This window comes from uncultured Stenotrophomonas sp. (assembly GCF_913778665.1).
Taxonomy (GTDB): domain Bacteria; phylum Pseudomonadota; class Gammaproteobacteria; order Xanthomonadales; family Xanthomonadaceae; genus Stenotrophomonas.
The window spans coordinates 786,332-810,358 of sequence record NZ_CAJYVQ010000002.1 but is presented as its reverse complement, the minus strand read 5'-3'; the positions used below and the strand labels follow the sequence as shown (position 1 = coordinate 810,358).

Here is a 24,027-nt window from a genome sequence, read left to right as displayed (position 1 = left end):
CGATTGACAACGATGTCACCCGGATCTGAAACTCGAGCGATGCACGACACCCTCTTCCTGTTCGGTGCCACAGGTGATCTGGCCCAGCGCTACCTGTTCCCTTCGCTGCTTCGCCTACTCGGCGACGGCCTGCTGCCGGAGGACTTCCGCATCCGTGCGCTGGCCCTGTCCGGGCATGACACCGAAGCCTTCCACGACATCCTGCGTCCGCGCCTGCAGCAGGCCATGCCGATGGCCTCACAGGACGACATCGCCGGCCTGCTGCGCCGCATCGACTACCGTTCGGTCGACCTGCGCGATGTCGACTCGGTGGCCGCTGCGGTCGCTGACCTGGTGCACCGCAAGTGCGTCAGCTACCTGGCCATCCCGCCGGGCCTGTACATCTCCACCTGCGAAGGCCTGGCCAAGGGTGGCGCCCTCGCCGCGCCGGCGCGCCTGATGCTGGAAAAGCCGATCGGCAGCGACAGCGAAAGCGCCGAGGAGATCATCTCCACCATCGGCCAGTGGATCGACGAGGACCGCGTGTTCCGCCTCGACCACTACCTGGGCAAGGCGGCGGTGCAGAACCTGATCGCGCTGCGCTTCGGCAACACGCTGCTGGAAGCGGTATGGAACCGCAACTACATCGAATCGGTGCACATCCTGGTGGCCGAGAGCGAAGGCGTGGATGGCCGCGACGCCTACTACGCCCGTTCCGGTGCGCTGCGCGACATGGTGCAGAGCCATATCCTGCAGCTGCTGTGCATGGTGGCCATGGAGCCGCCGGCCTCGCTGGAAGCCGACCGCATCCGCGACGAGAAGGTCAAGGTGCTGCGCGCGCTGCGCCCGCTCGATGCCAGGCACGCCGCGCGTGACAGCATCCGCGGCCGCTACACTGCCGGCACCATCAACGGCCAGCCGGCGCAGGCCTACCAGCCGCCGGAAGGCAGCGACGTGGAAACCTTCGCCGGTGTCACTGCGCACATCGACAATTGGCGCTGGAGCGGCGTGCCGTTCCACCTGGTCACCGGCAAGCGCCTGCCCGAGCGCACCACCCGCGTGGTGGTCACGCTGAAGCCGGTCACCCATTGGCTGTTCGAGCGCCCGCAGCGCGCGCAGGCCGCGCCGAACCGCCTGGTGTTCCAGCTGCAGCCGCAGGAGAACATCGAGCTGGGCCTGATGAGCAGCCTGGCCGGCCCGGAATGGGGCGCGCTGGAACTGCATCCGCTGGAACTGGAACTGTCGGTGCCGACCGGCCTGCATCGCCGCATCGCCTACGAACGCCTGTTCCTGGACGCCTTCAACGGCAACCACACGCTGTTCGTGCGCGACGACGAAGTGCGCGCCGCCTGGGCTTGGATCGACAGCGTCGCCGACGCCTGGAAGGAAGCCAAACTGCCGCTGGAACCCTACCCTGCCGGCCAGTGGGGCCCGAGCAACGCAACGGAGTTCCTGCCACAGGGCGTGGATGCGCCGGACAGCGGAGCATCGGCATGAGCGTCGGCTCGCAGCCGGTGCTGGTTGCCGACATCGGTGGCACCAACGCCCGTTTCGCACTGGCCGATACCTCGCTGGACGCGCCGCTGCTGAAGGACAGCATCCGCGAGTACGCGGTGGCCGAATTCCCGTCGCTGGGCGATGCGGCGCGCCATCACCTCGAACAGATCGGTGCCAGCGCGGGCCGTGGCGTGTTCGCGGTGGCGGGCCGTGTCGACGGCGACGAGGCGCGCATCACCAACCACCCGTGGGTGATCTCGCGCAGCCGCACTGCGGCGATGCTTGGCTTCGACGAGCTGCACCTGATCAACGACTTCGCAGCGCAGGCGATGGCAATCTCGCTGCTGCAACCCCATGACGTGGTGCAGGTAGGCGGTGCGGCGTGGGTGCCGGGCAAGCCGGGCCAGCCGCGCAACTACGCGGTGATCGGGCCGGGCACCGGGCTCGGGGTCGGCGGCCTGATCCTGCGCCACGGCCGCTGCTATCCCCTGGAAACCGAAGGCGGCCATGTCAGTTTCCCGCCGGGAACGCCGGAGGAAATCCGCATCCTGGAGATCCTTTCCGAACAGTTCGGTCGCGTCTCCAACGAGCGGCTGATCTGTGGCCCGGGCCTGGTCAACATCCATCGCGCGATCTGCGAGATGGCCGGCATCGATCCGGGCCAGCTGCTGCCGGTGGACGTGACCGCGCGCGCCCTGCACGGCGATCCGCAGGCGATGCGCACCGTGGATGTGTTCTGCGCAGTGTTTGGCGCCATCGCCGGTGACCTGGTGCTGACCCAAGGGGCCTGGGACGGCGTGTTCCTGACCGGCGGACTGACCCCGAAGATGCTCGATTCGCTGCAGCACTCCGGGTTCCGCCAGCGCTTCGAGCACAAGGGCCGGTTCTCTTCAATCATGGCGCGGGTTCCCTCGCTGGCCGTGATGCATCCCCACGCCGGGCTGCTGGGCGCTGCTGCCTATGCCGCCGACGCCGAACGTGACGCACCAGGAGTTGCCGCATGAGCCCCAGCTTCCACGACGACCGCATCGAGTTCATCCCGCACGGCGATGCCGATGGCTGGATCGAAGCAGTGGCCGCCGAGATGGCGCAGACCCTCAACCACGACATCAACGAAGTGGGCCGCGCCCGCATCCTGCTGTCGGGCGGCACCACGCCAGCACCGGTCTACCAGGCGCTGGCCGAACTGGACGTGCACTGGGACCGGGTGGAAGTGAGCCTGGCCGACGAACGCTGGCTGTCGCCGCAGGATCGCGACAGCAACGCCTGGCTGGTGCGCGAACACCTGCTCAAGCGTGCCGAAGGCGCCCACTTCGACCCGCTGGTGCGGATCGGCAAGCCGCTGCCGGAATGCGTCTACACCGCCAATCTGCAGGCCCAGCACAGCCAGCCGCCGAGCGTTGTCGCACTGGGCATGGGCAACGACGGCCACACCGCTTCGCTGTTCCCGGGTTCGAAGGACCTGGCCCGCGCGCTGGAAAGCACCCTGCCCTATGCGGCGCTGGATGCCACCGGCTGCCCGGGCGCAAACCAGTGGCCGCTGCGCATCACCCTCACTCCGCACGGCCTGCGCCAGTGCCGCCAGCGCCTGCTGCTGCTGCGCGGCAAGCAGAAACTGCAGGTGCTGCGCCAGGCGCTGGACAGCAACGATGCCCAGCAGTACCCGATCCTCAATGCGATCAACCTGGATGGCGCGCGCCTGCGCGTCCACTGGGCTGATTGATGTCGGCGGCGGTGCCTTGCCGCCGCTTGCCTCTCGCCACCACGAACGCCGGTAGCCAATGAGCCTCCATCCGCAACTGCACGCCATCACCGAACGGGTCATCCGCCGCAGCGCGGCCTCGCGCGCCGCCTACCTGGCTGCGATAGACGCCGCCCTGCGCGACGGCCCGTTCCGCAGCCGCCTGAGCTGCGGCAACCTCGCCCATGGCTTCGCCGCCTGTGGCGGCACCGACAAGAGCCGCCTGCGCGGCGGCGTGACGCCGAACCTGGGCATCATCACCGCCTACAACGACATGCTCTCGGCGCACCAGCCGTTCGAGACCTATCCCGAGCAGATCCGCGAGATCGCCCGCGAACTCGGCGCCACCGCACAGGTGGCCGGCGCGGTGCCGGCGATGTGCGACGGCGTCACCCAGGGCCGTGGCGGCATGGAACTGTCGCTGTTCTCGCGTGATGTGATCGCTCAGGCCACCGCCATCGGGCTCAGCCACGATATGTTCGACACCACCGTGTACCTTGGTGTGTGCGACAAGATCGTGCCGGGCCTGCTGATCGGTGCACTGGCGTTCGGCCACCTGCCGGCCGTGTTCGTGCCGGCCGGCCCGATGACCCCGGGCATCCCGAACAAGCAGAAGGCCGAAGTGCGCGAGCGTTACGCCGCCGGCGAAGCCACCCGCGAAGAGCTGCTGGAAGCCGAGTCAGCCTCGTATCACGGCGCCGGCACCTGCACCTTCTACGGCACCGCCAATTCCAACCAGGTGCTGCTGGAAGCGATGGGCGTGCAGCTGCCGGGCGCCTCGTTCGTCAATCCGGGCACGCCGCTGCGCGATGCGCTGACCCGCGAGGCCACCGAACGCGCACTGGACATCACCGCACTGGGCGACGACTTCCGCCCGCTGGGCCGGATCATCGATGAGCGCGCGATCATCAACGCGGTCATCGCACTGATGGCTACGGGCGGCTCGACCAACCACACCATCCACTGGATCGCGGTAGCGCGCGCCGCCGGCATCGTGCTGACGTGGGACGACTTCGACGAGCTGTCGCAGCTGATCCCGCTGCTGGCCCGCGTCTATCCGAACGGCGAGGCCGACGTGAACCGTTTCGCTGCAGCGGGTGGCCCGGCGCTCGTGTTCGGCGAGCTGATCAAGGCCGGCCTGATGCACGGCGACCTGGTCAGCGTGGCGCGCGGCGGCATGGCCGATTACGCGCGCGAACCGCAGCTGCGCGACGGCCAGCTGGTCTACCTGCCCGGCCTGGAACACAGCGCCGACGACGAAGTGGTGCGCGGTGTCGACAACCCGTTCGAGCACCAGGGCGGCCTGCGCCTGCTGCGCGGCAACCTCGGCAAGTCGCTGATCAAACTGTCGGCGGTGAAGCCGCAGTACCGCACGATCGAGGCCCCGGCGGTGGTGGTCGATGCGCCGCAGGTGTTGAACAAGCTGCACGCCGGCGGCCTGCTGCCGCAGGATTTCGTGGCCGTGGTGCGCTACCAGGGCCCCCGTGCCAACGGCATGCCGGAACTGCATTCGCTGGCCCCCCTGCTGGGCCTGCTGCAGAACCAGGGCCGGCGCGTAGCGCTGGTCACCGACGGTCGCCTGTCCGGTGCTTCGGGCAAGATTCCGGCGGCGATCCACGTGACCCCGGAAGCCGCCCGTGGTGGTCCGCTTGCCAAGGTCCGCGAGGGGGACATGATCCGCCTCGACGGCGAGGCTGGCACGCTGGAAGTGCTGGTGGATGCGGCCGAATGGGCAGCCCGTTCACTGGCGCCCAACACCGCGCCGGCAGCACAGGATCTGGGTCGTAACCTGTTCGCGATCAACCGTCGCGTGGTGGGTCCGGCCGACCAGGGTGCGATTTCGATTTCGTGCGGGCCTGCGGCAGCCGATGGTGGGCCGTGGGACTACGACGCGGAGTATGAGCTGGGGCACGATGCGGCAGCGGCGGCGGCGCCGCATGAGGCGAAGGACGCCTGAGGGTTGAAGAGCGTTGCGGATTTGTCGCGCCGGTGAGTTTGCTGGTGGCGGCGGAGGGCAGGCCGTCGCATCACACTCTCCGGCGCATCAATGCCGCGAAGTGATCACTGAAAATCAAATTTGAAAGCAAAAGGCAGAAGCAGAGCTATGGGTATCGAACAACATCAGGTGAAGGCGGCGGAGCTGTTGCATGCGGCCGGCATCCTGCCGGTGGTGACGGTTCATACGCTGGACCAGGCGCGGGCGGTCAGTGCGGCGCTGCTGGAAGGCGGCTTGCCGGCCATCGAGCTGACGCTGCGTACGCCGGTGGCGATGGACGCGCTGGCAATGCTCAAGCGCGAGCTGCCGGATGTGGTGGTGGGTGCGGGCACGGTGCTGACCGTGGCGCAGATGCAGCAGTCGATCGACGCGGGTGCGGACTTCCTGGTGACCCCGGGTACGCCGGCGGCGCTGGCCGATGCGCTGGCGGCTGCGCCACTGCCGGTGGTGCCGGGTGCGGCCACGCCGACCGAGCTGCTGTCTCTGTACGCGCGCGGCTTCCGCGTATGCAAGCTGTTCCCGGCCACGGCCGTAGGCGGGCTGGCGATGATCAAGGGCCTGGCCGGTCCGGTCGCTGACCTCAAGCTGTGCCCGACCGGTGGCATCACCGAGAACACCGCCGCCGAATACCTCGAGCAGAAGAACGTGGTCTGCATCGGTGGTTCATGGATGGTGCCGGGCAACTGGATCGCCGACGGCCAATGGGACAAGGTGCGCGCCAGCGCCGCCGACGCCGCGAAGATCATCAAGCGCGTGCGCGGTCACTGAGCCCAACGCAGCTGTAGAGCCGTGCCCACGCTCGGCTCCACGCCAGCGGAATGGAAAGCAGCCGAGCATGGGCTCGGCTCTACAGGGCCAGCATCCAGAGCGCGCGCAGCGCGCGCCCCGCTCCTGCTCTTCGTTCTTCATTCCGCGGTGGACGCGCACGGAAACTGTCCGTGGCCCTGCGGAGGGATTGCGCAGGGGCGTAAGCGTCATGGATGGCGCGCCCGAGCCTCCAGGGATGGATTCACGGCGCCCCCTGCGCAATGCCTCCGCAGGGCCAACCACACGAATCCTGCCGCACACCGCGAGGGGCTCAGCCGTTGGCCGAATCCCCTACAGCGGCCGCGCCGGATCCACCAGCCCGTACTGGCTGGCCATGCGTGCCAGCGCGATGTTGTCGTGGATTCCCATCTTCTCGAACAACCGCGCCTTGTGCGTGTTCACCGTCTTCGCACTCAGGCTCAGGCGCCGCGCGATGTCTTCCTGGCGCAGGCCCTGGGTCAGCAGCAGCGCCACCTCCAGTTCCCGCGGCGACAGGCTGTCGAATGGCGAACCATTGCCTTCCACCGTCGACAGCGCCAGGTTCTGCGCGATGCTGGTGCCCAGGTAACGACGACCGCCGGCAACGTCGCGCACCGCGCGCAGCAGCTCCTGCGCATCGCAGCCCTTGCCGATGTAACCGGCGGCGCCGGCTTCGAGCAGCCGCTTCGGCAGCGGCCCGTCTTCCAGCACCGACACGATCACCACGCGGGTGTTGCGGTGGCTGCGGACAATGCGCTCGGTAACTTCCATGCCACTGACGCCCGGCAGGTGCAGGTCGCACAGCACGACATCCGGCAGCAGCTGGCGGACGTCGCGCAGCGCATCCTCGCCGGTCTCGGCTTCGCCCACCACCTCGATGTCGGTTTCTCCCGACAGAATCATCTTCATCCCGGTGCGGACCAGTGCGTGGTCATCCACCAGGTAGACTCGAATCGTCATTCACGTACCTCTTCGACTGCGGCCATTGCAGGTCAAGCTAGGCAGGGTGCCGGAACCCTGCAAGCGCGTCCGGCATGCGGCGCGGGCGTTCTGCCTTGCGCATCACATAACCACGCGTTGTGCTTGCCCCCTGTCTTGCAGAACCTGCTGCAACGAAACAATTCATCTATCACGTTAAACGTCCCCGAAGGGCCATCCACGTCACCCCCCCTGTGGTGATGCTTCGCTGGCCGTCGCTGGCGGCGAGTCGTGACGTCGCCACGGATGACGGCGACTGAACATGACCAGATAGCACCCTACCACCCAAACCAGCGCGGCACACCATCCGGCCAGGATGTCGGAGGGATAATGCACCCCCAGATAGACCCGCGACACGCTGACCAGCAAGCTGAACGACGGTGCCAGCAGCAGCACTGGCCTGCGCCAGCGGGTGTTCCAGGCCAGCAGTACCAAGGTTACGGCCAGGGTCATCGAGCCCATCGCGTGGCCGCTGGGGAAGCTGAACGTCGATTCGGGCGCGATCGATTCCCACAGGCTGGGCCGCTGCCGCTGGAAGAAGTGCTTGCTGCCCACGTTCAGCAGCGCCGAACCGACGAAACTGACCGCCACGAAGGTGGCCTCGCGCCAGCGCCGGTAGCCCAGCAGCACGCCGATGATCAGCACGTCAGCCGGGATCAGGAACCACTCGTAGCCCAGTTTCGAGATGAGCACGAAGAAGCGGTCCAGCAGCGGCGAATGCAGGCCATGCATCTGCCAAAGCAGCGGCGCATCGAAATGGAACGATTCAAATTCGTGCACTTCGTCGGCCAGCGCGACGAACCCGGCCAACGGCAGCAGCAGGCCGCCGAACAGCAGCACCAGACGCCAGGCGTTGCGCGCCATCCAGTGGCGGAAACCGGAGGCGGACTCCGGTGCGGCGAGGATCGCAGGCTTATCCGGCGCTTCGGACATACGTGTGTTCGACGTAATCGTCGATCAGGGCGACGAACTCCTGGGCGATGTTGTCGCCACGCAGGGTCACCTTCTTCTCGCCATCGACGAACACCGGGGCCGCCGGCGTTTCACCGGTACCCGGCAGCGATATGCCGATGTTGGCGTGCCGCGACTCACCCGGCCCGTTGACGATGCAGCCCATCACCGCCAGGGTCATGTTCTCTGCGCCCGGGTGGTGGATCTTCCACAGCGGCATCTTCTCGCGCACGTGGTTCTGCACCACCTTGGCCAGTTCCTGGAAGAACTCGGAGGTGGTGCGCCCGCAGCCCGGGCAGGCCGTGACCAGCGGCGTGAAGGCACGCTGGCCGGTGGTCTGCAGCAGTTCCTGGGCGACGATCACTTCCTGCGTGCGCGACTGGCCCGGTTCCGGGGTCAGCGAGATGCGGATGGTGTCACCGATGCCTTCCTGCAGCAGCACGCTCAGCGCCGCCGACGAGGCGACGATGCCCTTGCTGCCGATACCGGCCTCGGTCAGGCCCAGGTGCAGGGCAAAATCAGAGCGCTGGGCCAGGTCGCGATAGACCGCGATCAGCTCCTGCACGCCACTGACCTTGGCCGACAGCACGATGCGATCGCGCGGCAGGCCCAGTTCCACCGCCTGCTCGGCCGAATCCAGCGCCGAACGGATCAGCGCCTCGCGCAGCACGCGGCCAGCATCCCAGGGCTGCTCGCGCAGGTTGTTCTCGTCCATCAGCTTGGCCGCCAGCGCCTGGTCCAGCGAACCCCAGTTGGCGCCGATGCGCACCGGCTTGTTGTAGCGGATCGCGAACTCGATCAGCTGCGCGAACTGCAGGTCCTTCTTCTTGCCGAAGCCGACGTTGCCCGGATTGATGCGGTACTTGGCCAGCGCTTCGGCACACGCCGGTTCGGCGGTCAGCAGCTGGTGGCCGTTGTAGTGGAAGTCACCGATCAGCGGTACGTCGATGCCCATCATCGCCAGCTTGTCGACGATGCGCGGGATCGCCGCGGCCGCTTCGACGGTGTTGACGGTCAGGCGGACCATTTCCGAGCCGGCGCGCCACAACTCGGCCACCTGCTTCACGCTGGAGGCGACGTCGGAGGTATCGGTGTTGGTCATCGACTGCACCACCACCGGCTTGCCACCGCCAACGGTGACCCCGCCGATCTGGACGGCATGGGTCTGGCGGCGCGGCCAGGCAGTGGCATCGGAAGGGGGAGTCGGTCGGGTAACGGCGTCGTGCATGCGGGCATTCTAGCGCCCGGCCCCGCATTCCGGGTGACTCGCATTCAGCCGGCGGCACGGCTGCGGCCTATTGTCGCAGGCACCGTCGCCCGCGAACGCATACGATGAGCGTGCATGACCGGTCCCGACGCCCCGTTCCTCCGTACCCTGTGCAGCCTGCGCTGGCTTGCCGTGGCTGGCCAGGCCGCCACCATCCTGGTCGCCACCCGGGTGCTGGGCCTGCCGCTGCCGCAGCTGCCGCTGTGGGCGGGCGTGGCCGTGCTGGCCCTGTTCAACATCTACACCCAGCTGCGCCCGGAAGCGGCCGATACCGCGCCACTGACCGCCTTCGGCCACATCCTGGTGGATGTGATCATCCTGACCTGGATGATCGGCTGGAGCGGCGGCATGGCCAACCCGTTCAGCTCGCTGTTCCTGATCCTGATCGCACTGGCCGCATTCGCGCTGCCGCTGCGCTGGGCGCTGGCGGTGGCGCTGGCCTGCCTGCTCGGCTACGCCAGCAGCGGCATCTTCGGGCAGCCGCTGCCGGACGGCTACTTCCGCGCACAGGACCTCAACCGCTGGGGCGTGGTCGCCAACTTCCTGATCTCCGCCGCAGTGGTGCTGGCGTTCTCCACCCGCCTGGCACTGGCCCTGCGCCAGCGCGAACTGGAACTGTCGGCGCTGCGCGAGCGCTTCGCCCGCAACGAGGGCATCGTCGCGCTGGCCACCCATGCCGCCTCCGTGGCGCACGAACTGAACACCCCGCTGGCGACCATGACCCTGCTCGCCGACGACGTGGCCGAACGCAGTGAAGAGCCGGAGGTCCGCGAGGACATGGAAACGCTGCGCGAGCTGCTGGTACAGTGCCGCGAGCGGGTACTGGCACTGGCGGCGCCGGCCTCCACCGACGCCCCCGGGCGCAGCCATTCCAGTGCCCAGCAGGTGCTGGAACAGTGGCGGCTGGTGCGGCCGACCATCGACCTGCACCGTAACGACGATGCACCGCTGCGCCTGCCGCTGGACCCGGGCGTGGGCCATCTGCTGATGGTTCTGCTCAACAATGCCGCCGATGCCGGCGAACAGGCCGGCCGCCCACGCGTAGACCTGGAGCTGCGCGTGGAAGGCGACGACCTGATCGGCGAAGTACGCGACTATGGCCACGGCTTCGACGCCCGCGCCGCCGTGCTGCCGGGCAAGCTGTTCGGCAGCAGCAAGAGCGAGGGCATGGGCGTCGGCCTGGCCCTGTCCCATGCCACCATCGAACGCCTGGACGGCGAGATGTGGATGCGCCCGGCCCAGGGGGCCGGCAGCCGCGTCGGCTTCCGTCTGCCGCTGGCCCCACGCGAGGACACCCCATGAGCCTTCACCACTCCACCCTCGGCCTGCTGGTCGACGACGACGAGCTGTACCTGCGCACCCTGCAGCGCAGCCTGGCGCGCAAGGGGCTGGAAACCCAGACCGCACAGGATGCTGCCAGCGCGCTGGCGCTGGCCCGCCAGCATCCGCCCGCCTTTGCACTGATCGACCTGAAGCTGGGCAGCGATTCCGGCCTGGCCCTGATCCAGCCGCTGCGCGCGCTGCGTGCGGATATGCGGATCCTGCTGGTGACCGGTTACGCCAGCATCGCCACCGCGGTGGAAGCGATCAAGCTCGGTGCCGACGACTACCTGCCGAAGCCGGCCACGGTGCCGATGATCCTGCGCGCCCTCGGCGAGGAGGACGACGGCCCGGCCGACGACGGCGAAATGGAAGTGCCCGACGCCATGACACCGATCAGCCGCCTGCAGTGGGAACACATCCAGCAGGCGATGCACGAGACCGGCGGCAATGTCTCGGCGGCCGCGCGCCTGCTCGGCATGCACCGGCGCTCGCTGCAGCGCAAGCTGGCCAAGCGGCCCAGCCCGGAACGCGACCCGAGCCGCTGACGCGGCGAATCCTCCGGGCATGGCCCGGCGCTACCGGGCGGACATTACGCTCGCCGGGGATGGCCCGGCGCGACCGACTTTGTAGAGCCGCGCCATGCTCGACTAAGCGCACAAGACAGTCGAGCGTGGCTCGACCCTACAGATACCTCAGCGCTTCAGCTGCGCCAGGATCTCGCGGGTCATCGGATCGGCCACCGCCACGTCCTCGCCCTGCAGGGCCGGCAACAGGCCACTGGCCAGCTGCTTGCCCAGCTCGACGCCGAACTGGTCAAAGGCGTTGATGTTCCAGATCACCGACTGCACGTAGACGGCGTGCTCGTACATCGCGATCAGCGCACCCAGCGCCTGCGGGGTCAGCGCGTCCAGCAGGATCAGCGTGCTCGGGCGGCCGCCGGGATAGTCGCGGTGCGGGTCATCGCTGCTCTGGCCATTGGCCAGCGCCTCGGTCTGCGCCAGCAGGTTAGCCAGCAGCGCCTGGTGGTTGATGGTGTACGGATCATCGTTGTGCACGCAGCCGATGAAATCGGCCGGAACGATGCTGGTGCCCTGGTGCAGCGCCTGGAAGAAACTGTGCTGCACGTCGGTGCCTGCCCCGCCCCACCACACCGGCACGGTGTCGGTGGTGACCGGCTGGCCATCGCGCTGCACGCGCTTGCCCAGGCTCTCCATCACCAGCTGCTGCAGGTAGGCCGGCAGCAGCGCAAGGCGCTGGTCGTAGGTCATCACCGCATGCGTGGCATGGCCCAGAAGGTTGCGGTTCCAGATATCGGTCAGCGCATGCAGCACCGGCAGGTTGCGCTCCAACGGCGCATCCAGCGCATGCGCGTCCATCTGCGCGGCGCCTTCCAGCAGCTGTTCAAAGCGCTCGAAGCCGATCGCCAGCGCGATCGGGAAACCGACCGCCGACCACAGCGAATAACGGCCACCCACCCAGTCCCACATCGGCAGCACGCGCTCTGCGGCAATCGCGAAGGCCTTGGCGGCACGCTCCGGATTGGCACTGACTGCATACAGGCGATCACTGCCCCCCAGCCAGTCATGCAGGATCTGGCCGTTGAGCAGGGTTTCCTGGGTGCCGAAGGTCTTGGAAATCAGGATGCCGGCAGTCCTGGCCGGGTCCAGCGCGGCCAGCGTGCGCTGCATGGCGGCGCCGTCCACGTTCGACACGAAATGCACGCGCAGGCGCGCACCGGTGACCGGGCGCAGCGCATCGGAAACCAGCCGTGGGCCGAGATCGGAACCACCGATGCCGACGCTGACCACATCGGTCACGCCGCTGTCTTCCAGTGCGCGCACCAGCACGCCCATGCGCTGACGGATGTCGCGCGCGGTGGCATAGGCTTCGGCTGCCACTGGCGCATCGACCACATCGCCACGCAGCGCGGTATGCAGCGCCGCGCGGCCTTCGGTCAGGTTGACCTGCTCGCCTCGGAACAGGCGGTTGATGGCGGCGCCGACATCACGGTCGGCCGCCAGCGACAGCAACGCCTGCAGCGCCGCGGCATCGTACTTCTGCCGGGCGAAGTTGACATACAACGGACCGACCCGCAGCGCCAGGTCCTGCACGCGGCCGGGTTCGGCGGCGAGCAGGCTGGGAATGCTTGCGCCCTTCAGGCGCTGGGCGTGGGAATGCAGCGAGTCGAATCCGTTGATCGTTGTCATGCGGCCTGGGTCGGGATCGTGTCGTTGGTGTGGGTGATCTGGTTGTTGCCGTCCACGTACACCAGCTTCGGCTTGAAGCTGTCGGCTTCCTGCTCGGTCATGCTGGCGAACGCGGCAATGATGATGATGTCACCGACCTGCACGTGGCGCGCAGCGCCACCGTTGAGCGAGACCACGCCGCTGCCCGCTTCGGCGCGGATGGCGTAGGTCGAGAAGCGCGCACCGTTGGTCACATCCCAGATGTGCACCTGCTCGAACTCGCGGATGCCGGTGGCAGCCAGCAGGTTGTCATCGATGGCGATCGAGCCTTCGTAGTTCAGCTCGGAATGGGTGACGGTGGCGCGGTGGATCTTGGTCTTGAGCAGGGACAGGTGCATGGGGGCGCTGCAACGGCAAAGGAAAGAGCGGATTCTAGCACCCGCGTGACGCCGGGCAGCATGGCCGGCAACCTGTTCAGGTAACGGGCCGGAAGGGAGAGCTGGGGCCAGGTCCCCTTTCCGCAGGAAAACGGACCTGACCCCACCCAGGCATCAGAATTCCAGGTTGTCGATCAGCCGGGTCGTGCCCAGCCGTGCGGCGATCAGGGCCACGCGGCCACCCCCGTCGAAGCTCGGCTCGGCCAGTTCCGGGGTGCGCAGGACGGCGTAGTCGACCTGGAAACCGGCGGCCTGCAGCGCGGCCGTCGCGTCGGCTTCGATGCGCTCGCGCGGCTGCCCGGCCACATAGCCTTCGCGCATGCCCAGCAGGGTGCGGTGAATGGCGGTCGCGTGCGGGCGCTGTTCGGCACTCAGGTACTGGTTGCGCGAACTCTTGGCCAGGCCATCCTCGTCGCGCACGATCTCGGCGCCGACGATCTGGATCGGGAACGACAGCTCGGCCACCATCTGCCTGATGACGGCCAGCTGCTGGTAATCCTTGCGCCCGAACACCGCCACGTCCGGCTGCACCTGCAGGAACAACCGCGCCACCACCGTGCAGACGCCGTCGAAATGACCCGGACGGCTGGCGCCCTCCAGCACCTCACTGACGCCCGGCGCGTGCATCTGCGTGGTCTTGTCCACGCCCAGCGGGTACATCGCCTCGACGCTTGGCATCCACACCGCATCGCACCCGACCTGCTCCAGCCCGGCCACGTCGGCCTCGGGCGTGCGCGGATAGCGGCTGAAGTCTTCATGCGGCCCGAACTGGGTCGGGTTGACGAAGATGCTCGCCACCACCTTGTCGGCGTACTGGCGGGCCAGGGTGACCAGCGAATGATGGCCGCCATGCAGGTTGCCCATGGTTGGTACCAGCGCCACGCGCAGGCCCTCGCCCTTCCACTGCGCGATCTGCGCGCGCAGTGCACCGAGTTCGTTGAAGGTCTGGATCATTGTGCGTAGGCGTGCTGTTCGTCAGGGAAGCTGCCGTCGCGCACGGCGTCAGCGAAGGCGCGGGTGGCACCGGCCACCGAACCGCCTTCGGCGAGGAAGTCCTTGACGAACTTGGGACGGCGATGACCGCTGTCCAGGCCGAGGAAATCGTGCAGCACCAGCACTTGGCCATCGCACTGCGGGCCCGCGCCGATGCCGATGGTCGGCACATCCACCGCAGCGGTAACGTCGGCGGCGACCGGGCTGGGCATGCACTCCAGCACGAGCAGGGTGGCGCCTGCGGCGGCCACGGCCTTGGCATCTTCCAGCAGCTGGCGCGCGGCATCGCCACGCCCCTGGATCTTGAAGCCGCCCAGGCGCAGCACCGACTGCGGGGTCAGCCCCAGGTGCGAACACACCGGGATCTCACGCTCGACCAGGTAGCGGATGATGTCGACCTTGAAGCCGGCACCCTCGATCTTGACCATCTCCGCACCGGCCTGCAGCAGCTGCAGCGAGGCATCCAGCGCGCGTTCCGGAGTGGCGTCGGCACCGAACGGCAGATCGGCCACCAGCAGCGCACGCTGCAGCACGCGCGACACCGCGCGGGTGTGGTAGACCATGTCGGCCACGGTCACCGGCAGGGTCGAATCATGGCCCTGCACGACCATGCCCAGCGAATCGCCGATCAGGATCAGGTCAACGCCATTGGCATCGAAGGTGCGGGCGAAGCCGGCGTCGTAGGCGGTCAACATGACCAGCTTCTGGCCATTTCGCTTGGCTTCGGCCAGGGCGGGAACGGTCCAGGGCTTGCTGTCTGCGTGGGTGCTCATGTGCTGATAACCGGGGGGGATAACCCGGGCATTATCACCCTATCGGCGCAATCCCGCAGGCATCCAGCCGCATTACTGCATCCTGCACACGTCCATGACCGGGAATGGCCAGATCAGGCGCGATTTCAGCCAACGGCACCAGCACAAAGGCACGCGCGTGCAGGTACGGATGCGGCACCTGCAGGCCCGGCTGGTCGATCACCTGCGTGCCGTACAGCAGCAGATCCAGGTCCAGCGCGCGCGGGCCCCAATGCACCGCCGGATCGCGCACGCGACCAAAGCGCTGCTCCAGGGCCAGCATCGCGTGCAGCAGCGCATCGGCCGGCAGCAGGGTTTCGACCGCGGCCACCGCGTTGACGAACGGTGGCTGGTCTTCATTGCCCCAGGCCGGCGTGGCGTACAGGCGCGAGGCCTGATGCAGGCGCGTGGCGGGCAGCCCGTCCAGCGCGGTCATCGCTGCGCTGACGGTGGCAGCCGCGTCACCCAGGTTGGCGCCGAGGCCGATCCAGGCAAGGGTCATCGCTTACTCGCCAGCTGCACCGGCCGGGGCGCCCGGACGACGACGACGGCGGCGGCGCTTGCGCGGTGCCCCGGATTCGTCATCGCCCTCTTCGCTGTGGATCCCATCCAGCGACGATTCGAGCTCGCGACCGGACTGCGCCTGCGCCTCGCGCCAGAACTCGACATCGGCGGCGTGCTCGGCCGAGGCGACCTGACGCAGGCTGAGGAAGTCGAACGCGGCGCGGAAGCGCGGGTGGGCCAACGTACGGAACACGCGCTTGCGCTGGCGCGAACCGAAACGCGACTGCAGCAGCCAGATCTCCTGCATCGGCAACGAGAAGCGGCGCGGCAGCGCGATGGTGCTCAACTGCTGCACGGTGACGCGGTCGGCAGCGCGGCGCTGCGCCTCTTCCGGTGCCACACCCTGCTTGAGCAGGGTCGCCTGCGCACGGCAGAACGCCGGCCACAGCAGCAGCGCGAAAAGGAAGGCCGGCGACACCGGCTCGTCATTGGCCACGCGCGCATCGGTGTTGGCCAGGCCCTCGACCAGCATGCGGCGCAGCGCGCCGGTGCGGTTGGCCTTCAGCGCCTTGGCGCTTTCCGGGAACAGCACGTCGAACAGGCCATAGCGCTCCAGCCCTTCGAAGCTGGCCACGCCATGCCCGGACAGGAACAGCTTGAGCACTTCCTCGAACAGGCGCGCCGGTGCCGCTTCGTTGAGCAGGCCGGCCAGCTGCGGGATCGGGGCGGCGGTGCCCTCTTCGATCTGGAAGCCAAGCTTGGCTGCCAGGCGCACGGCGCGCAGCATGCGCACCGGGTCTTCCTGATAGCGCAGTACCGGGTCGCCGATCAGCTTCATCAGGCGCGCCTGCACGTCTTCGAAACCGCCGGTGTAGTCACGCACCGAGAAGTCCTCGATGGCGTAGTACAGCGCGTTGCAGGTGAAGTCGCGGCGGACGGCGTCGTCTTCGATGGTGCCGTACACGTTGTCGCGCACGAGCATGCCGTTTTCCATCTCACGGTCGCCGCTGCCGTCATCGCTGTTGGCACGGAAGGTGGCAACTTCGATGATCTCGCGGCCGAACACCACGTGGGCCAGGCGGAAACGGCGGCCGATCAGTCGGCAGTTGCGGAACAGCTGCTTGACCTGTTCGGGCGTGGCGTCGGTGGCCACGTCGAAATCCTTGGGTTGGCCATTGACCAGCAGGTCACGCACCGCGCCGCCGACAAGGTAGGCGCCGAAGCCGGCATCGCGCAGGCGGTAAAGCACGCGCAGAGCGTTCGGGCTGATGTCCTTGCGGGAGATCGTGTGCTGGTCGCGCGGGATGACGCGCAGGCTGAACGATGATGTAGCGGAGGAAATGATGTTGGCGCTTCCGGTTGAAGTTTCGGGATTGCCCAATGGCATCGAGGTGCATATACTAGCGCTCCTGCCTCGGCAGCGACACAGTTACGCTCCCTTCGTCTAGTGGTTAGGACGTGGCCCTCTCAAGGCTAAAACAGGGGTTCGAGTCCCCTAGGGAGCGCCAGTCGCCGCAGCAGGAACCGAAAAAGCCCGCCTCAAGCGGGCTTTTCTGTTTTCCGGGATTGCAGTGATTGCGGTCGGGTTGGTCGCTTTGGCGCCTCCCTTTTCCTGCGTTGAGGGGGCGGGCCACCCTGGCCTGGACACGCAAAAGCCCATCCATGGGGGCTCGATGGATGGATTTACGGCGTGTCCCGGATTGGGCTGCCCCGCCTTCGCCCTCGATGACACCGAGGCGCCAACGGAATGCAACCGAAGCCGGGCAGCGTCAGCCTTCCATCTGCTCCAGCTCCTTGCCCTTGGTCTCGCGCACGTAGCGGACCACGAAGAAGATCGAGAGGATGGCCGCCACCGTATAGATGCCGTAGGCGCCGGCCAGGCCGATGCCGGCCAGCAGCATCGGGAAGGTCACCGTGATCGCGAAGTTCGAGGTCCACTGCGCCGCGCCGGCCACCGCCAGCGCCGGCCCGCGGATCTGGTTGGGGAACATCTCGCCCAGCATCACCCACATCACCGGGCCCCAGGACATGTTGAAGAACACCACGTAGACGTTGGCCGCCACCAGCGCCAGCCGGCCCATGCCGTCGGACAGCTGCAGACGCCCCTCGGCCAGGCTGCCGCTGGCGAACGCCACCACCATCAGCACCAGCGCCACCGACATGCCGACCGAGCCGATCCACAGCAGCGGCTTGCGGCCGATGCGGTCGATCAGCAGCACCGTCAACAGGCACGCGCCAATGCTCAGCGCGCCGGACAGCACATTGATCAGCAGCGCATCGCTTTCGGAGAAGCCCACCGCCTGCCACAGCACCGCGCCGTAATAGAACACCACGTTGATGCCGACCAGCTGCTGGAACATCGCCAGACCGATGCCGACCCAGATGATCGGGCGCAGCCTGCCGGTAGCCTTGTTCAGCAGATCACCGAAGCGCGGCTTGTGCTGGTCCTGGGCCAGGCTGGCCTCGATCTCGGCCTGCTTGGCCGCCGCGGCACCGTCACCGTACAAGCGCGCCAACACCGCACCTGCCTTCGCCTGTCGGCCCTTCAGCACCAGGAAGCGCGGGCTTTCCGGAATCACCAGCAACAGCAGCAGGAACAACGCGGACGGCAACGCCTGCATCCAGAACATCCAGCGCCAGGCCTCATGGCCCAGCCACAGCGGCTCGGTCGAGGCACCTGCGGCACGGGCCAGCAGGTAGTTGCTGAGGAAAGCAGCGAACAGGCCACAGATGATCGCCATCTGCTGCACCGTGGCCAGGCGGCCGCGATAGCGCGCCGAGGCGACTTCGGCGATGTAGGCCGGCGACATCACGCTGGCCGCGCCCACCGCGAAACCGCCCAGCACGCGCGCGGCGATGAACAGCCACGACGCATGGGCGGCACCGGCGCCCAGCGCAGAGACCAGGAACATCAGCGCCGACGCGATCAATACGCCGCGACGGCCCAGGCGGTCGCCCAGCCAACCCGCCAGGAACGCGCCGACCGCACAGCCGAGCAGCATCGAGGCGACTTCGAAGCCGAGCGCCGCTTCGCTGGAATTGAAGGCCTGCCGCAGGCCGTCGACCGTGCCATTGATGACACCACTGTCGAAGCCGAACAGGAATCCACCGAGGGTGGCCACGCAGCTGATCAGGACGATGAACGCGGTGTTCTCACCGCCGTAAGGGGCGGCGCCGGGCTGGGCTTGGGACATGGACGATCCTGCTGGGAAGGGACAATGGCCACCGAGGGCGGCCGACTGTCGCGCAGCGTCGCACAGGCCCGGCCCTGCCGCCAACGGGGCCGCCGAGCCTGCCAGACGCCCGTTTTCCGACCTGCGCCGACACCGGGGGCCAACCTGTTCTAGAATTGTCGGGTTCAGGAATCGATCCACCCCAGCCCATGCCCTTTGTCGTCACCGAAAACTGCATCAAGTGCAAACACACCGATTGCGTGGAAGTGTGCCCCGTGGATTGCTTCCACGAAGGCCCGAACTTCCTGGTGATCGACCCGGATGAGTGCATCGACTGCACCCTCTGCGAACCGGAGTGCCCGGTCAACGCGATCTTCCCGGAGGACGATGTCCCCGCCGGCCAGGAAGGTTTCGTCGCACTCAACGCCGAACTGGCGAAGGAGTGGCCGGTACTGACCGTGCGCAAGGATCCACCCGCCGATGCCGGCGAATGGGACGGCAAGCCGGACAAGCTGAAGCTGCTGGAGCGTTGAGAAGCGCCCACCGCGGCAATAAAAAAGGGCGCCCAGGGCGCCCTTTTTTATTGCCGGCAGCGCCGGGCCATGCCCGGCGGGATCTTGATCGTGCTGCCTGCTCGCCGGGCATGGCCCGGCGCTGCCAGGGGCTGCGGACCAGAGTCCGCACCCACCCACGCGATTACTGCGCCAGCTTCGCCTTCAGCGCGGCAATCAGCTTCACCGGAGCTTCGGCGGTGGCCGGCAGGCCACGCGGGTCGACCGCGGAGATGTACGCGCCGGCATCGACAGCCACCACGCGGACCAGGAAGTTGCTGCCTTCGTAGGCCACGTCGTACGAGCCCAGCAGCTGCGCGCGGCTGGCGATGGTCACGCCTTCCACGCCTTCCAGCGCGGTGCCGACCTTGGCGAAGGCTTGGTCCTTGCCACCGGCAATGGTGAAACCGGTGTTGCCTGCGGCCGGGGCCGCAGCGGCCGGCGCGGCCGGCTTGGTCGCCGACGCCAGGGCCGGCACCTTGTTGTCACCGGTGGTGGCCGGAAGGTTCAGGTCCGGCGGCACTTCCAGCGGGCGCATCTCCGGGGCCAGGGCGTAGTCCCCCTTGACGCCACGCTTGAAGCAACCGGTGGTGCCAGCGGCGACGGCCACCGCAAGCAGGGCGTAGGACAGTACGCGGACAGTGGAAACGGATTGACGCATGTGAATCTCCTGGGTCAGACCAAGACGGAGGGTCAGTGGCTGGAAAGGGCTTCGAGGGCGGCGATGTCGCCGGCAAGATGGTCGGCGGCCGCATGATGCGACGCCGAGAGCGGCAGCAGCGGCAGGCGCAGATCATGACCAATGCCGAGGCGGCGCAGCAGCGCCTTGACCGGAATCGGGTTGGGCTCTACGCCGCAGAAGTCGTGGAACGGCTGCAGGCGCGCATCCCAGGACTCGGTGGCTTCGTGGTCATGGGCGGCGGCCAGCTCGCACATCCGGCGATAGGCACCGGGCAGCACGTTGGAACCGACCGAGACCAGGCCATCGATGCCGGCCCGGATCGAGCGCGCGGCGGTGCCGTCGTCACCGCTGAGCACGGCAAAGGTTGGGCTGCGCAGTGCCAGCAGCGCCTGCACCCGACCGATGTCGCCCACCGCTTCCTTGATGCCGACGATGTTGGGGTGGGTGGCCAGTTCGGCCACGGTGTCCGGCTGCATGTCGCAACCGGTACGGCCGGGCACGTTGTACAGCACCACCGGCAGCCCGCCCTGGTCGGCGATGGCGCGGTAATGCGCGATCAGCCCGGCCTGGGTAGGCCGCACGTAAGGCGGGGTCACCACCAGCGCGTGGCTGGCGCCGAGCGCGGCGGCGCGGCGGGTCTGTTCAATGGTTTTGGTAGTCCCGGACAGACCGGTGCCGGCCATGACCGGAATACGGCCGCCGATGCGCTCGACCGCGCTGGCCAGCAGCTGGTCGTATTCCGCATCGGTCAGCGTGGCCGCTTCGCCGGTCGAGCCGGCGACGACAACGCCATGGACGCCACCTTCCAGTTGCAGGTGCAGCAGGCGCTGCCAACCGTCGGGGTCGAGGGCGCCGTCGGCCCGGAACGGGGTCGCCAGCGCGGTGATGAGGCCGGAAAGGGACAAGGACGTGCTGCTCTTGGCTGGAAAGGGAAAACGCCCGCCACGAAAGGCCGGGAGCGACCTGAATGTTACTTGCGGCGCGAAAGCACGGGCAAGTATGCTGGACACCGGTGGATCCCCGCCTCTGGCGGGCATTCAGACTAACGCATGCATTACCCGGAATCGCCTTGACCGACACCACCCCGCGCCCCGCGCCGAGCGAAAACCACCTCCTGATCAACGCCTATACGACGCATCCGGAGTCTCCCCTGCTGTCCGTCACCCGCCGCATCGCCGACAGCGGCTGCAACCTGGTGGACGCGCGCCTGGCCACGGTCGGCCGCGATGTCTCGGTTACTGCCCTGGCGACCGGCTCGTGGGATTCGGTGGCCAAGCTGGAAGCGATGCTGACCCGGCTCGAGCGCGAGGAAGGCCTGAAGCTGGTCTGGTACCGAACCGCCGCCAAGCAGGCGCAGTCCAACCTGCTGCCGTACATCGTCGAGGTGATTGCCGCCGACAAGCCGGGCATCCTGTTCCAGCTGGCCGACTTCTTCGACCGCCAGGGCATCACCATCGAGACCCTGCAAAGCACGCGCTACCGCGCGATGCAGACCGGTGCGGAGATGTTCAGCGCACAGGTCACCATCGGCGTCCCGGCCAACATGCACATCGCCGCCCTGCGCGACGATTTCCTTGAGTTCTGCGACCACTTGAACCTGGACGCGATCATGGATCCGATGAAGTTCTGAATGAATTCCTGATTTTTCGCGCGTCCCTCACGGCCGCGTGGCGTTTCATGCAATTGTCGTAGAAAGAACCCAGGCTCGACAGAAGGACCTCATGAACAACGGCGACACCCTGGACAGCACCATCCTCTCCCTGCCGCTGGCGATGTCCGGCGGCGACCACGCCACCCTCGGCGACTACACCGGCCAGTGGCTGGTGCTGTACTTCTACCCCAAGGACAGCACGCCCGGCTGCACCACCGAGGGCATCGACTTCAACGCCCTGCTGCCGCAGTTCAAGAAGGCCGGCGCGGTCGTGCTCGGCGTCTCGCGCGACTCCGTGAAGTCGCACGACAACTTCTGTGCCAAGCAGGGCTTCAGGTTCCCGCTGGTCAGCGATGGCGACGAAGCGCTGTGCACTGCCTTCGACGTGATCAAGATGAAGAACATGTACGGCAAGCAGGTACGTGGCATCGAACGCAGCACCTTCCTGATTTCCCCCGACAGCCGCATCGTGCAGTCCTGGCGCAAGGTCAAGGTTGCCGGCCATGCCGATGCCGTTCTCGAAGAACTGAAGGCCTCCCAGTCCAAGTGAGTCCCATTGCCCACTGTGTCCGCCATCACCCTGCCCTGCAGCAGGACGTGATGGTTTTTCCCTGTCCGTAACCAGGAATCGACGATGACCCGAGGCAAGCGCATCTACGTGCTGGATACCAACGTGCTGATGCACGATCCCACCGCGCTGTTCAAATTCGAAGAGCACGACGTCTACCTGCCCATGCAGGTGATCGAGGAGCTGGACAACGGCAAGAAGGGCACCTCCGAAGCGAGCCGCAACGCACGCCAGGTGAGCCGCTTCCTCAATGAACTGGTACAGGCTTCCGGGCTGGACAACCTGGCCGACGGCATTCCGCTGCAGCGGCCGCAGGGCCTTCAGCTGCGCGGCAAGCACAGTGCCGGCAAGCTGCGCTTCCAGACCAGCCATTTCGACGCGGGCAAGAGCTTCGGCCAAGTGATCCCGGACAACGCCATCCTCGGCGCGATCCTGGCCCTGAAGGAAGAAACGCCGGACGTGCCAGTGGTGTTCGTTTCCAAGGACATCAACCTGCGGATCAAGGCCGCCATCGCCGGCATCGTTTCGGAGGACTACGAAAACGACCGCGCGCTGGATGACTTCAGCCTGCTCTACACCGGTGCCACAGAACTGCCGGAAGACTTCTGGAAGCGCCACGGCGAGGACCTGCGCAGCTGGAGCGACAAGGGCCGCACCCATTACGAAATCCAGGCACTGGACGGCGAAGAGTGGTACCCGAACCAGTACGTCTACCTGCCTGGCGAAGACGAAGTCGAACTGCGGGTCAGCCGCGTGGTCGGCGATGGCAAGGTTGTACTGTCGCTGGTTGATGATTTCCGCCACGGCAGCCACGCCGTGTGGGGCATCAGTGCACGCAACCGCGAGCAGAATTTCGCGCTCAACGCGCTGATGGACCCGGAGATCGACTTCGTCACCCTGCTCGGCACCGCAGGTACGGGCAAGACCCTGCTGGCACTGGCGGCCGGCCTGGCGCAGACCATGGACCAGCAGCGCTACCGCGAGATCATCATGACCCGCGCCACGGTCAGTGTCGGCGAGGACATCGGCTTCCTGCCCGGTACCGAGGAAGAGAAGATGACGCCGTGGATGGGGGCGCTGACCGACAACCTGGAAGTGCTCACGCACAACCAGGACGGCGGCACCTGGGGTCGCCAGGCTACCAACGACCTGCTGGCCAGCCGCATCAAGATCCGCTCGATGAACTTCATGCGCGGCCGCACCTTCCTGTCGCGCTACCTGATCCTGGACGAGGCGCAGAACCTCACCCCGAAGCAGATGAAGACGCTCATCACCCGTGCCGGTCCCGGCACCAAGATCGTCTGCCTGGGCAACGTCGAGCAGATCGATACCCCGTACCTGACCGAAACCACTTCGGGCCTGACCTACGCGGTGGACCGCTTCAAGAACTGGCCGCATAGCGCGCACATCACCCTGCGTCGTGGCGAACGCTCCCGCCTGGCCGACTACGCCTCGGAGGTGTTGTGAACCGTCGCACCCGCCTGCTACTGCCCACGCTGGCGATCGCCCTCGCCAGCGTGCTCGGCGCCTGTACCACCACGCGCGGCCCGGCCAGCGTGCCGACCACCGAGCGCACCGGCCAGTCGTGGGTGGTCACCCGCCCGATCATCGCCGCGCAGGTACTCGACACCTGCTCGCGCACCAGCCCCGGCCGCGACGCCGGGCGGGTGTCGGGTTACTGGGCGCCCAGCCGGCAGCAGGTCGACCAGCTGGAGGCGAAGCTGTCGGCGCTGGAGGCACAGGTACCCAAGGTGCTGGACTTCGACCGCCAGTACGTCGGCATCGAAAGCGCCGGCAAGCGGCTGATCTACATCAACGCCTTCCACCTGCCCGATGACAGCGGCATCAACCCGGCCCGCGAAGCGATCCGCGTCTGCGATGGCGGGGCGCAGTTCTGGGGTGCGGTGTTCGATCCGTCCAGCGACACCTTCAGCGAGCTGCAGTTCAACGGCGGCCTCGGCGGGCCCTGAGGG

Annotated in this window: 24 protein-coding genes and 1 tRNA gene; 13 read left to right on the top strand and 12 right to left on the bottom strand. The window is 67.4% G+C overall.

Annotated elements, in window-relative coordinates; translation table 11 throughout:
- The first annotated feature begins 39 nt into the window (after window positions 1-39).
- The 5 genes from zwf to eda all read left to right on the top strand — a co-directional run bounded on the left by zwf (window position 40) and on the right by eda (window position 5,981).
- A complete protein-coding gene (gene zwf / locus QZ853_RS04680; RefSeq protein ID WP_345777876.1) occupies window positions 40-1,476 on the top strand; it encodes a glucose-6-phosphate dehydrogenase in 1,437 nt (478 codons plus the stop codon).
- Window positions 1,473-2,480, top strand: coding sequence for a glucokinase (gene glk / locus QZ853_RS04675; protein ID WP_295571098.1), 1,008 nt, complete (start codon window positions 1,473-1,475; stop codon window positions 2,478-2,480). Before zwf ends, glk begins: the two co-directional genes overlap by 4 nt.
- Window positions 2,477-3,199 (top strand): 6-phosphogluconolactonase, encoded by a 723-nt coding sequence (pgl, locus tag QZ853_RS04670; RefSeq protein ID WP_295571097.1) that lies wholly within the window; start codon window positions 2,477-2,479, stop codon window positions 3,197-3,199. Before glk ends, pgl begins: the two co-directional genes overlap by 4 nt.
- Window positions 3,200-3,257: 58 nt before the next feature.
- On the top strand, window positions 3,258-5,174 hold the full coding sequence (edd, locus tag QZ853_RS04665; RefSeq protein WP_295571095.1) for a phosphogluconate dehydratase: 1,917 nt from the start codon (window positions 3,258-3,260) through the stop codon (window positions 5,172-5,174).
- 147 nt (window positions 5,175-5,321) lie between these two features.
- Window positions 5,322-5,981, top strand: coding sequence for a bifunctional 4-hydroxy-2-oxoglutarate aldolase/2-dehydro-3-deoxy-phosphogluconate aldolase (gene eda, locus QZ853_RS04660; RefSeq protein WP_295571093.1), 660 nt, complete (start codon window positions 5,322-5,324; stop codon window positions 5,979-5,981).
- A 330-nt stretch (window positions 5,982-6,311) separates the two neighbouring features.
- On the opposite strand, the gene QZ853_RS04655 is transcribed toward eda, so the two are convergent.
- The 3 genes from QZ853_RS04655 to ispG all read right to left on the bottom strand — a co-directional run bounded on the left by QZ853_RS04655 (window position 6,312) and on the right by ispG (window position 9,156).
- Window positions 6,312-6,959: a response regulator gene (locus QZ853_RS04655; protein ID WP_109814981.1), complete on the bottom strand. Its 648-nt coding sequence runs from the start codon at window positions 6,957-6,959 to the stop codon at window positions 6,312-6,314.
- Between the two features lie 201 nt (window positions 6,960-7,160).
- Window positions 7,161-7,910 carry a phosphatase PAP2 family protein gene (locus QZ853_RS04650; protein WP_295571091.1) on the bottom strand — a complete coding sequence of 250 codons (750 nt, stop codon included), beginning with the start codon at window positions 7,908-7,910 and terminating at the stop codon, window positions 7,161-7,163.
- Window positions 7,891-9,156 carry a flavodoxin-dependent (E)-4-hydroxy-3-methylbut-2-enyl-diphosphate synthase gene (ispG, locus tag QZ853_RS04645; RefSeq protein WP_099554248.1) on the bottom strand — a complete coding sequence of 422 codons (1,266 nt, stop codon included), beginning with the start codon at window positions 9,154-9,156 and terminating at the stop codon, window positions 7,891-7,893. Before ispG ends, QZ853_RS04650 begins: the two co-directional genes overlap by 20 nt.
- Before the next feature lie 114 nt (window positions 9,157-9,270).
- Here ispG and QZ853_RS04640 point away from each other — a divergent pair, with 114 nt between their 5' ends.
- A complete protein-coding gene (locus QZ853_RS04640) occupies window positions 9,271-10,497 on the top strand; it encodes an ATP-binding protein (protein ID WP_295571088.1) in 1,227 nt (408 codons plus the stop codon).
- Entirely contained in the window at window positions 10,494-11,063 is a 570-nt protein-coding gene (locus QZ853_RS04635) for a response regulator transcription factor (RefSeq protein ID WP_012510702.1), read from the top strand. The genes QZ853_RS04640 and QZ853_RS04635 overlap by 4 nt, the downstream gene beginning before the upstream one ends.
- A gap of 147 nt (window positions 11,064-11,210) precedes the next feature.
- On the opposite strand, the gene pgi is transcribed toward QZ853_RS04635, so the two are convergent.
- The 6 genes from pgi to pcnB form a co-directional block, all read right to left on the bottom strand.
- On the bottom strand, window positions 11,211-12,725 hold the full coding sequence (gene pgi / locus QZ853_RS04630) for a glucose-6-phosphate isomerase (protein WP_295571087.1): 1,515 nt from the start codon (window positions 12,723-12,725) through the stop codon (window positions 11,211-11,213).
- Entirely contained in the window at window positions 12,722-13,102 is a 381-nt protein-coding gene (gene panD, locus QZ853_RS04625) for an aspartate 1-decarboxylase (protein ID WP_006432456.1), read from the bottom strand. Before panD ends, pgi begins: the two co-directional genes overlap by 4 nt.
- A 153-nt stretch (window positions 13,103-13,255) precedes the next feature.
- A complete protein-coding gene (gene panC / locus QZ853_RS04620) occupies window positions 13,256-14,095 on the bottom strand; it encodes a pantoate--beta-alanine ligase (RefSeq protein ID WP_295571085.1) in 840 nt (279 codons plus the stop codon).
- Window positions 14,092-14,907 (bottom strand): 3-methyl-2-oxobutanoate hydroxymethyltransferase, encoded by an 816-nt coding sequence (gene panB / locus QZ853_RS04615; protein ID WP_295571083.1) that lies wholly within the window; start codon window positions 14,905-14,907, stop codon window positions 14,092-14,094. The genes panC and panB overlap by 4 nt, the downstream gene beginning before the upstream one ends.
- A gap of 34 nt (window positions 14,908-14,941) precedes the next feature.
- On the bottom strand, window positions 14,942-15,427 hold the full coding sequence (gene folK, locus QZ853_RS04610; RefSeq protein ID WP_295571082.1) for a 2-amino-4-hydroxy-6-hydroxymethyldihydropteridine diphosphokinase: 486 nt from the start codon (window positions 15,425-15,427) through the stop codon (window positions 14,942-14,944).
- 3 nt (window positions 15,428-15,430) lie between these two features.
- A complete protein-coding gene (gene pcnB / locus QZ853_RS04605) occupies window positions 15,431-16,810 on the bottom strand; it encodes a polynucleotide adenylyltransferase PcnB (RefSeq protein ID WP_295571080.1) in 1,380 nt (459 codons plus the stop codon).
- 52 nt (window positions 16,811-16,862) lie between these two features.
- Here pcnB and QZ853_RS04600 point away from each other — a divergent pair.
- Window positions 16,863-16,937 (top strand) — tRNA-Glu (locus QZ853_RS04600).
- A gap of 261 nt (window positions 16,938-17,198) precedes the next feature.
- Here the strand turns inward: QZ853_RS04600 and QZ853_RS04595 are convergent.
- A complete protein-coding gene (locus tag QZ853_RS04595) occupies window positions 17,199-18,623 on the bottom strand; it encodes a sugar porter family MFS transporter (RefSeq protein WP_295571078.1) in 1,425 nt (474 codons plus the stop codon).
- Window positions 18,624-18,811: 188 nt separating this feature from the next.
- On the opposite strand from QZ853_RS04595, the gene fdxA reads away from it, so the two are divergent.
- Complete coding sequence (fdxA, locus tag QZ853_RS04590; protein ID WP_005409054.1) at window positions 18,812-19,135, top strand: ferredoxin FdxA; 324 nt, start codon at window positions 18,812-18,814, stop codon at window positions 19,133-19,135.
- Between the two features lie 163 nt (window positions 19,136-19,298).
- Here the strand turns inward: fdxA and QZ853_RS04585 are convergent, their stop codons facing one another.
- Complete coding sequence (locus QZ853_RS04585) at window positions 19,299-19,814, bottom strand: hypothetical protein (protein ID WP_295571075.1); 516 nt, start codon at window positions 19,812-19,814, stop codon at window positions 19,299-19,301.
- A gap of 32 nt (window positions 19,815-19,846) precedes the next feature.
- On the bottom strand, window positions 19,847-20,740 hold the full coding sequence (gene dapA, locus QZ853_RS04580; RefSeq protein WP_295571073.1) for a 4-hydroxy-tetrahydrodipicolinate synthase: 894 nt from the start codon (window positions 20,738-20,740) through the stop codon (window positions 19,847-19,849).
- Between the two features lie 164 nt (window positions 20,741-20,904).
- Here dapA and QZ853_RS04575 point away from each other — a divergent pair, with 164 nt between their 5' ends.
- The 4 genes from QZ853_RS04575 (at window position 20,905) to QZ853_RS04560 (ending at window position 24,024) form a co-directional block, all read left to right on the top strand.
- Window positions 20,905-21,465, top strand: a complete 561-nt coding sequence (locus QZ853_RS04575; RefSeq protein WP_197580250.1) for a glycine cleavage system protein R — start codon at window positions 20,905-20,907, stop codon at window positions 21,463-21,465.
- A 91-nt stretch (window positions 21,466-21,556) separates the two neighbouring features.
- The gene (locus QZ853_RS04570; RefSeq protein WP_295571071.1) at window positions 21,557-22,036 is read left to right on the top strand and encodes a peroxiredoxin; all 480 of its coding nucleotides are present in this window, start codon (window positions 21,557-21,559) and stop codon (window positions 22,034-22,036) included.
- 84 nt (window positions 22,037-22,120) lie between these two features.
- Window positions 22,121-23,521, top strand: coding sequence for a PhoH family protein (locus QZ853_RS04565; protein ID WP_295571069.1), 1,401 nt, complete (start codon window positions 22,121-22,123; stop codon window positions 23,519-23,521).
- Window positions 23,518-24,024, top strand: a complete 507-nt coding sequence (locus QZ853_RS04560) for a hypothetical protein (protein WP_295571068.1) — start codon at window positions 23,518-23,520, stop codon at window positions 24,022-24,024. Before QZ853_RS04565 ends, QZ853_RS04560 begins: the two co-directional genes overlap by 4 nt.
- The last annotated feature ends 3 nt before the right edge of the window (window positions 24,025-24,027 follow it).

What these genes read in the sequence shown, in the direction of transcription:
- zwf (WP_345777876.1), top strand. Translation starts at nt 40, where the DNA reads ATGCACGACACCCTCTTCCTGTTCGGTGCCACAGGTGATCTGGCCCAG.
- glk (WP_295571098.1), top strand. Translation starts at nt 1,473, where the DNA reads ATGAGCGTCGGCTCGCAGCCGGTGCTGGTTGCCGACATCGGTGGCACC.
- pgl (WP_295571097.1), top strand. Translation starts at nt 2,477, where the DNA reads ATGAGCCCCAGCTTCCACGACGACCGCATCGAGTTCATCCCGCACGGC.
- edd (WP_295571095.1), top strand. Translation starts at nt 3,258, where the DNA reads ATGAGCCTCCATCCGCAACTGCACGCCATCACCGAACGGGTCATCCGC.
- eda (WP_295571093.1), top strand. Translation starts at nt 5,322, where the DNA reads ATGGGTATCGAACAACATCAGGTGAAGGCGGCGGAGCTGTTGCATGCG.
- QZ853_RS04655 (WP_109814981.1), bottom strand. Translation starts at nt 6,959, where the DNA reads ATGACGATTCGAGTCTACCTGGTGGATGACCACGCACTGGTCCGCACC.
- QZ853_RS04650 (WP_295571091.1), bottom strand. Translation starts at nt 7,910, where the DNA reads ATGTCCGAAGCGCCGGATAAGCCTGCGATCCTCGCCGCACCGGAGTCC.
- ispG (WP_099554248.1), bottom strand. Translation starts at nt 9,156, where the DNA reads ATGCACGACGCCGTTACCCGACCGACTCCCCCTTCCGATGCCACTGCC.
- QZ853_RS04640 (WP_295571088.1), top strand. Translation starts at nt 9,271, where the DNA reads ATGACCGGTCCCGACGCCCCGTTCCTCCGTACCCTGTGCAGCCTGCGC.
- QZ853_RS04635 (WP_012510702.1), top strand. Translation starts at nt 10,494, where the DNA reads ATGAGCCTTCACCACTCCACCCTCGGCCTGCTGGTCGACGACGACGAG.
- pgi (WP_295571087.1), bottom strand. Translation starts at nt 12,725, where the DNA reads ATGACAACGATCAACGGATTCGACTCGCTGCATTCCCACGCCCAGCGC.
- panD (WP_006432456.1), bottom strand. Translation starts at nt 13,102, where the DNA reads ATGCACCTGTCCCTGCTCAAGACCAAGATCCACCGCGCCACCGTCACC.
- panC (WP_295571085.1), bottom strand. Translation starts at nt 14,095, where the DNA reads ATGATCCAGACCTTCAACGAACTCGGTGCACTGCGCGCGCAGATCGCG.
- panB (WP_295571083.1), bottom strand. Translation starts at nt 14,907, where the DNA reads ATGAGCACCCACGCAGACAGCAAGCCCTGGACCGTTCCCGCCCTGGCC.
- folK (WP_295571082.1), bottom strand. Translation starts at nt 15,427, where the DNA reads ATGACCCTTGCCTGGATCGGCCTCGGCGCCAACCTGGGTGACGCGGCT.
- QZ853_RS04595 (WP_295571078.1), bottom strand. Translation starts at nt 18,623, where the DNA reads ATGTCCCAAGCCCAGCCCGGCGCCGCCCCTTACGGCGGTGAGAACACC.
- fdxA (WP_005409054.1), top strand. Translation starts at nt 18,812, where the DNA reads ATGCCCTTTGTCGTCACCGAAAACTGCATCAAGTGCAAACACACCGAT.
- QZ853_RS04585 (WP_295571075.1), bottom strand. Translation starts at nt 19,814, where the DNA reads ATGCGTCAATCCGTTTCCACTGTCCGCGTACTGTCCTACGCCCTGCTT.
- QZ853_RS04570 (WP_295571071.1), top strand. Translation starts at nt 21,557, where the DNA reads ATGAACAACGGCGACACCCTGGACAGCACCATCCTCTCCCTGCCGCTG.
- QZ853_RS04565 (WP_295571069.1), top strand. Translation starts at nt 22,121, where the DNA reads ATGACCCGAGGCAAGCGCATCTACGTGCTGGATACCAACGTGCTGATG.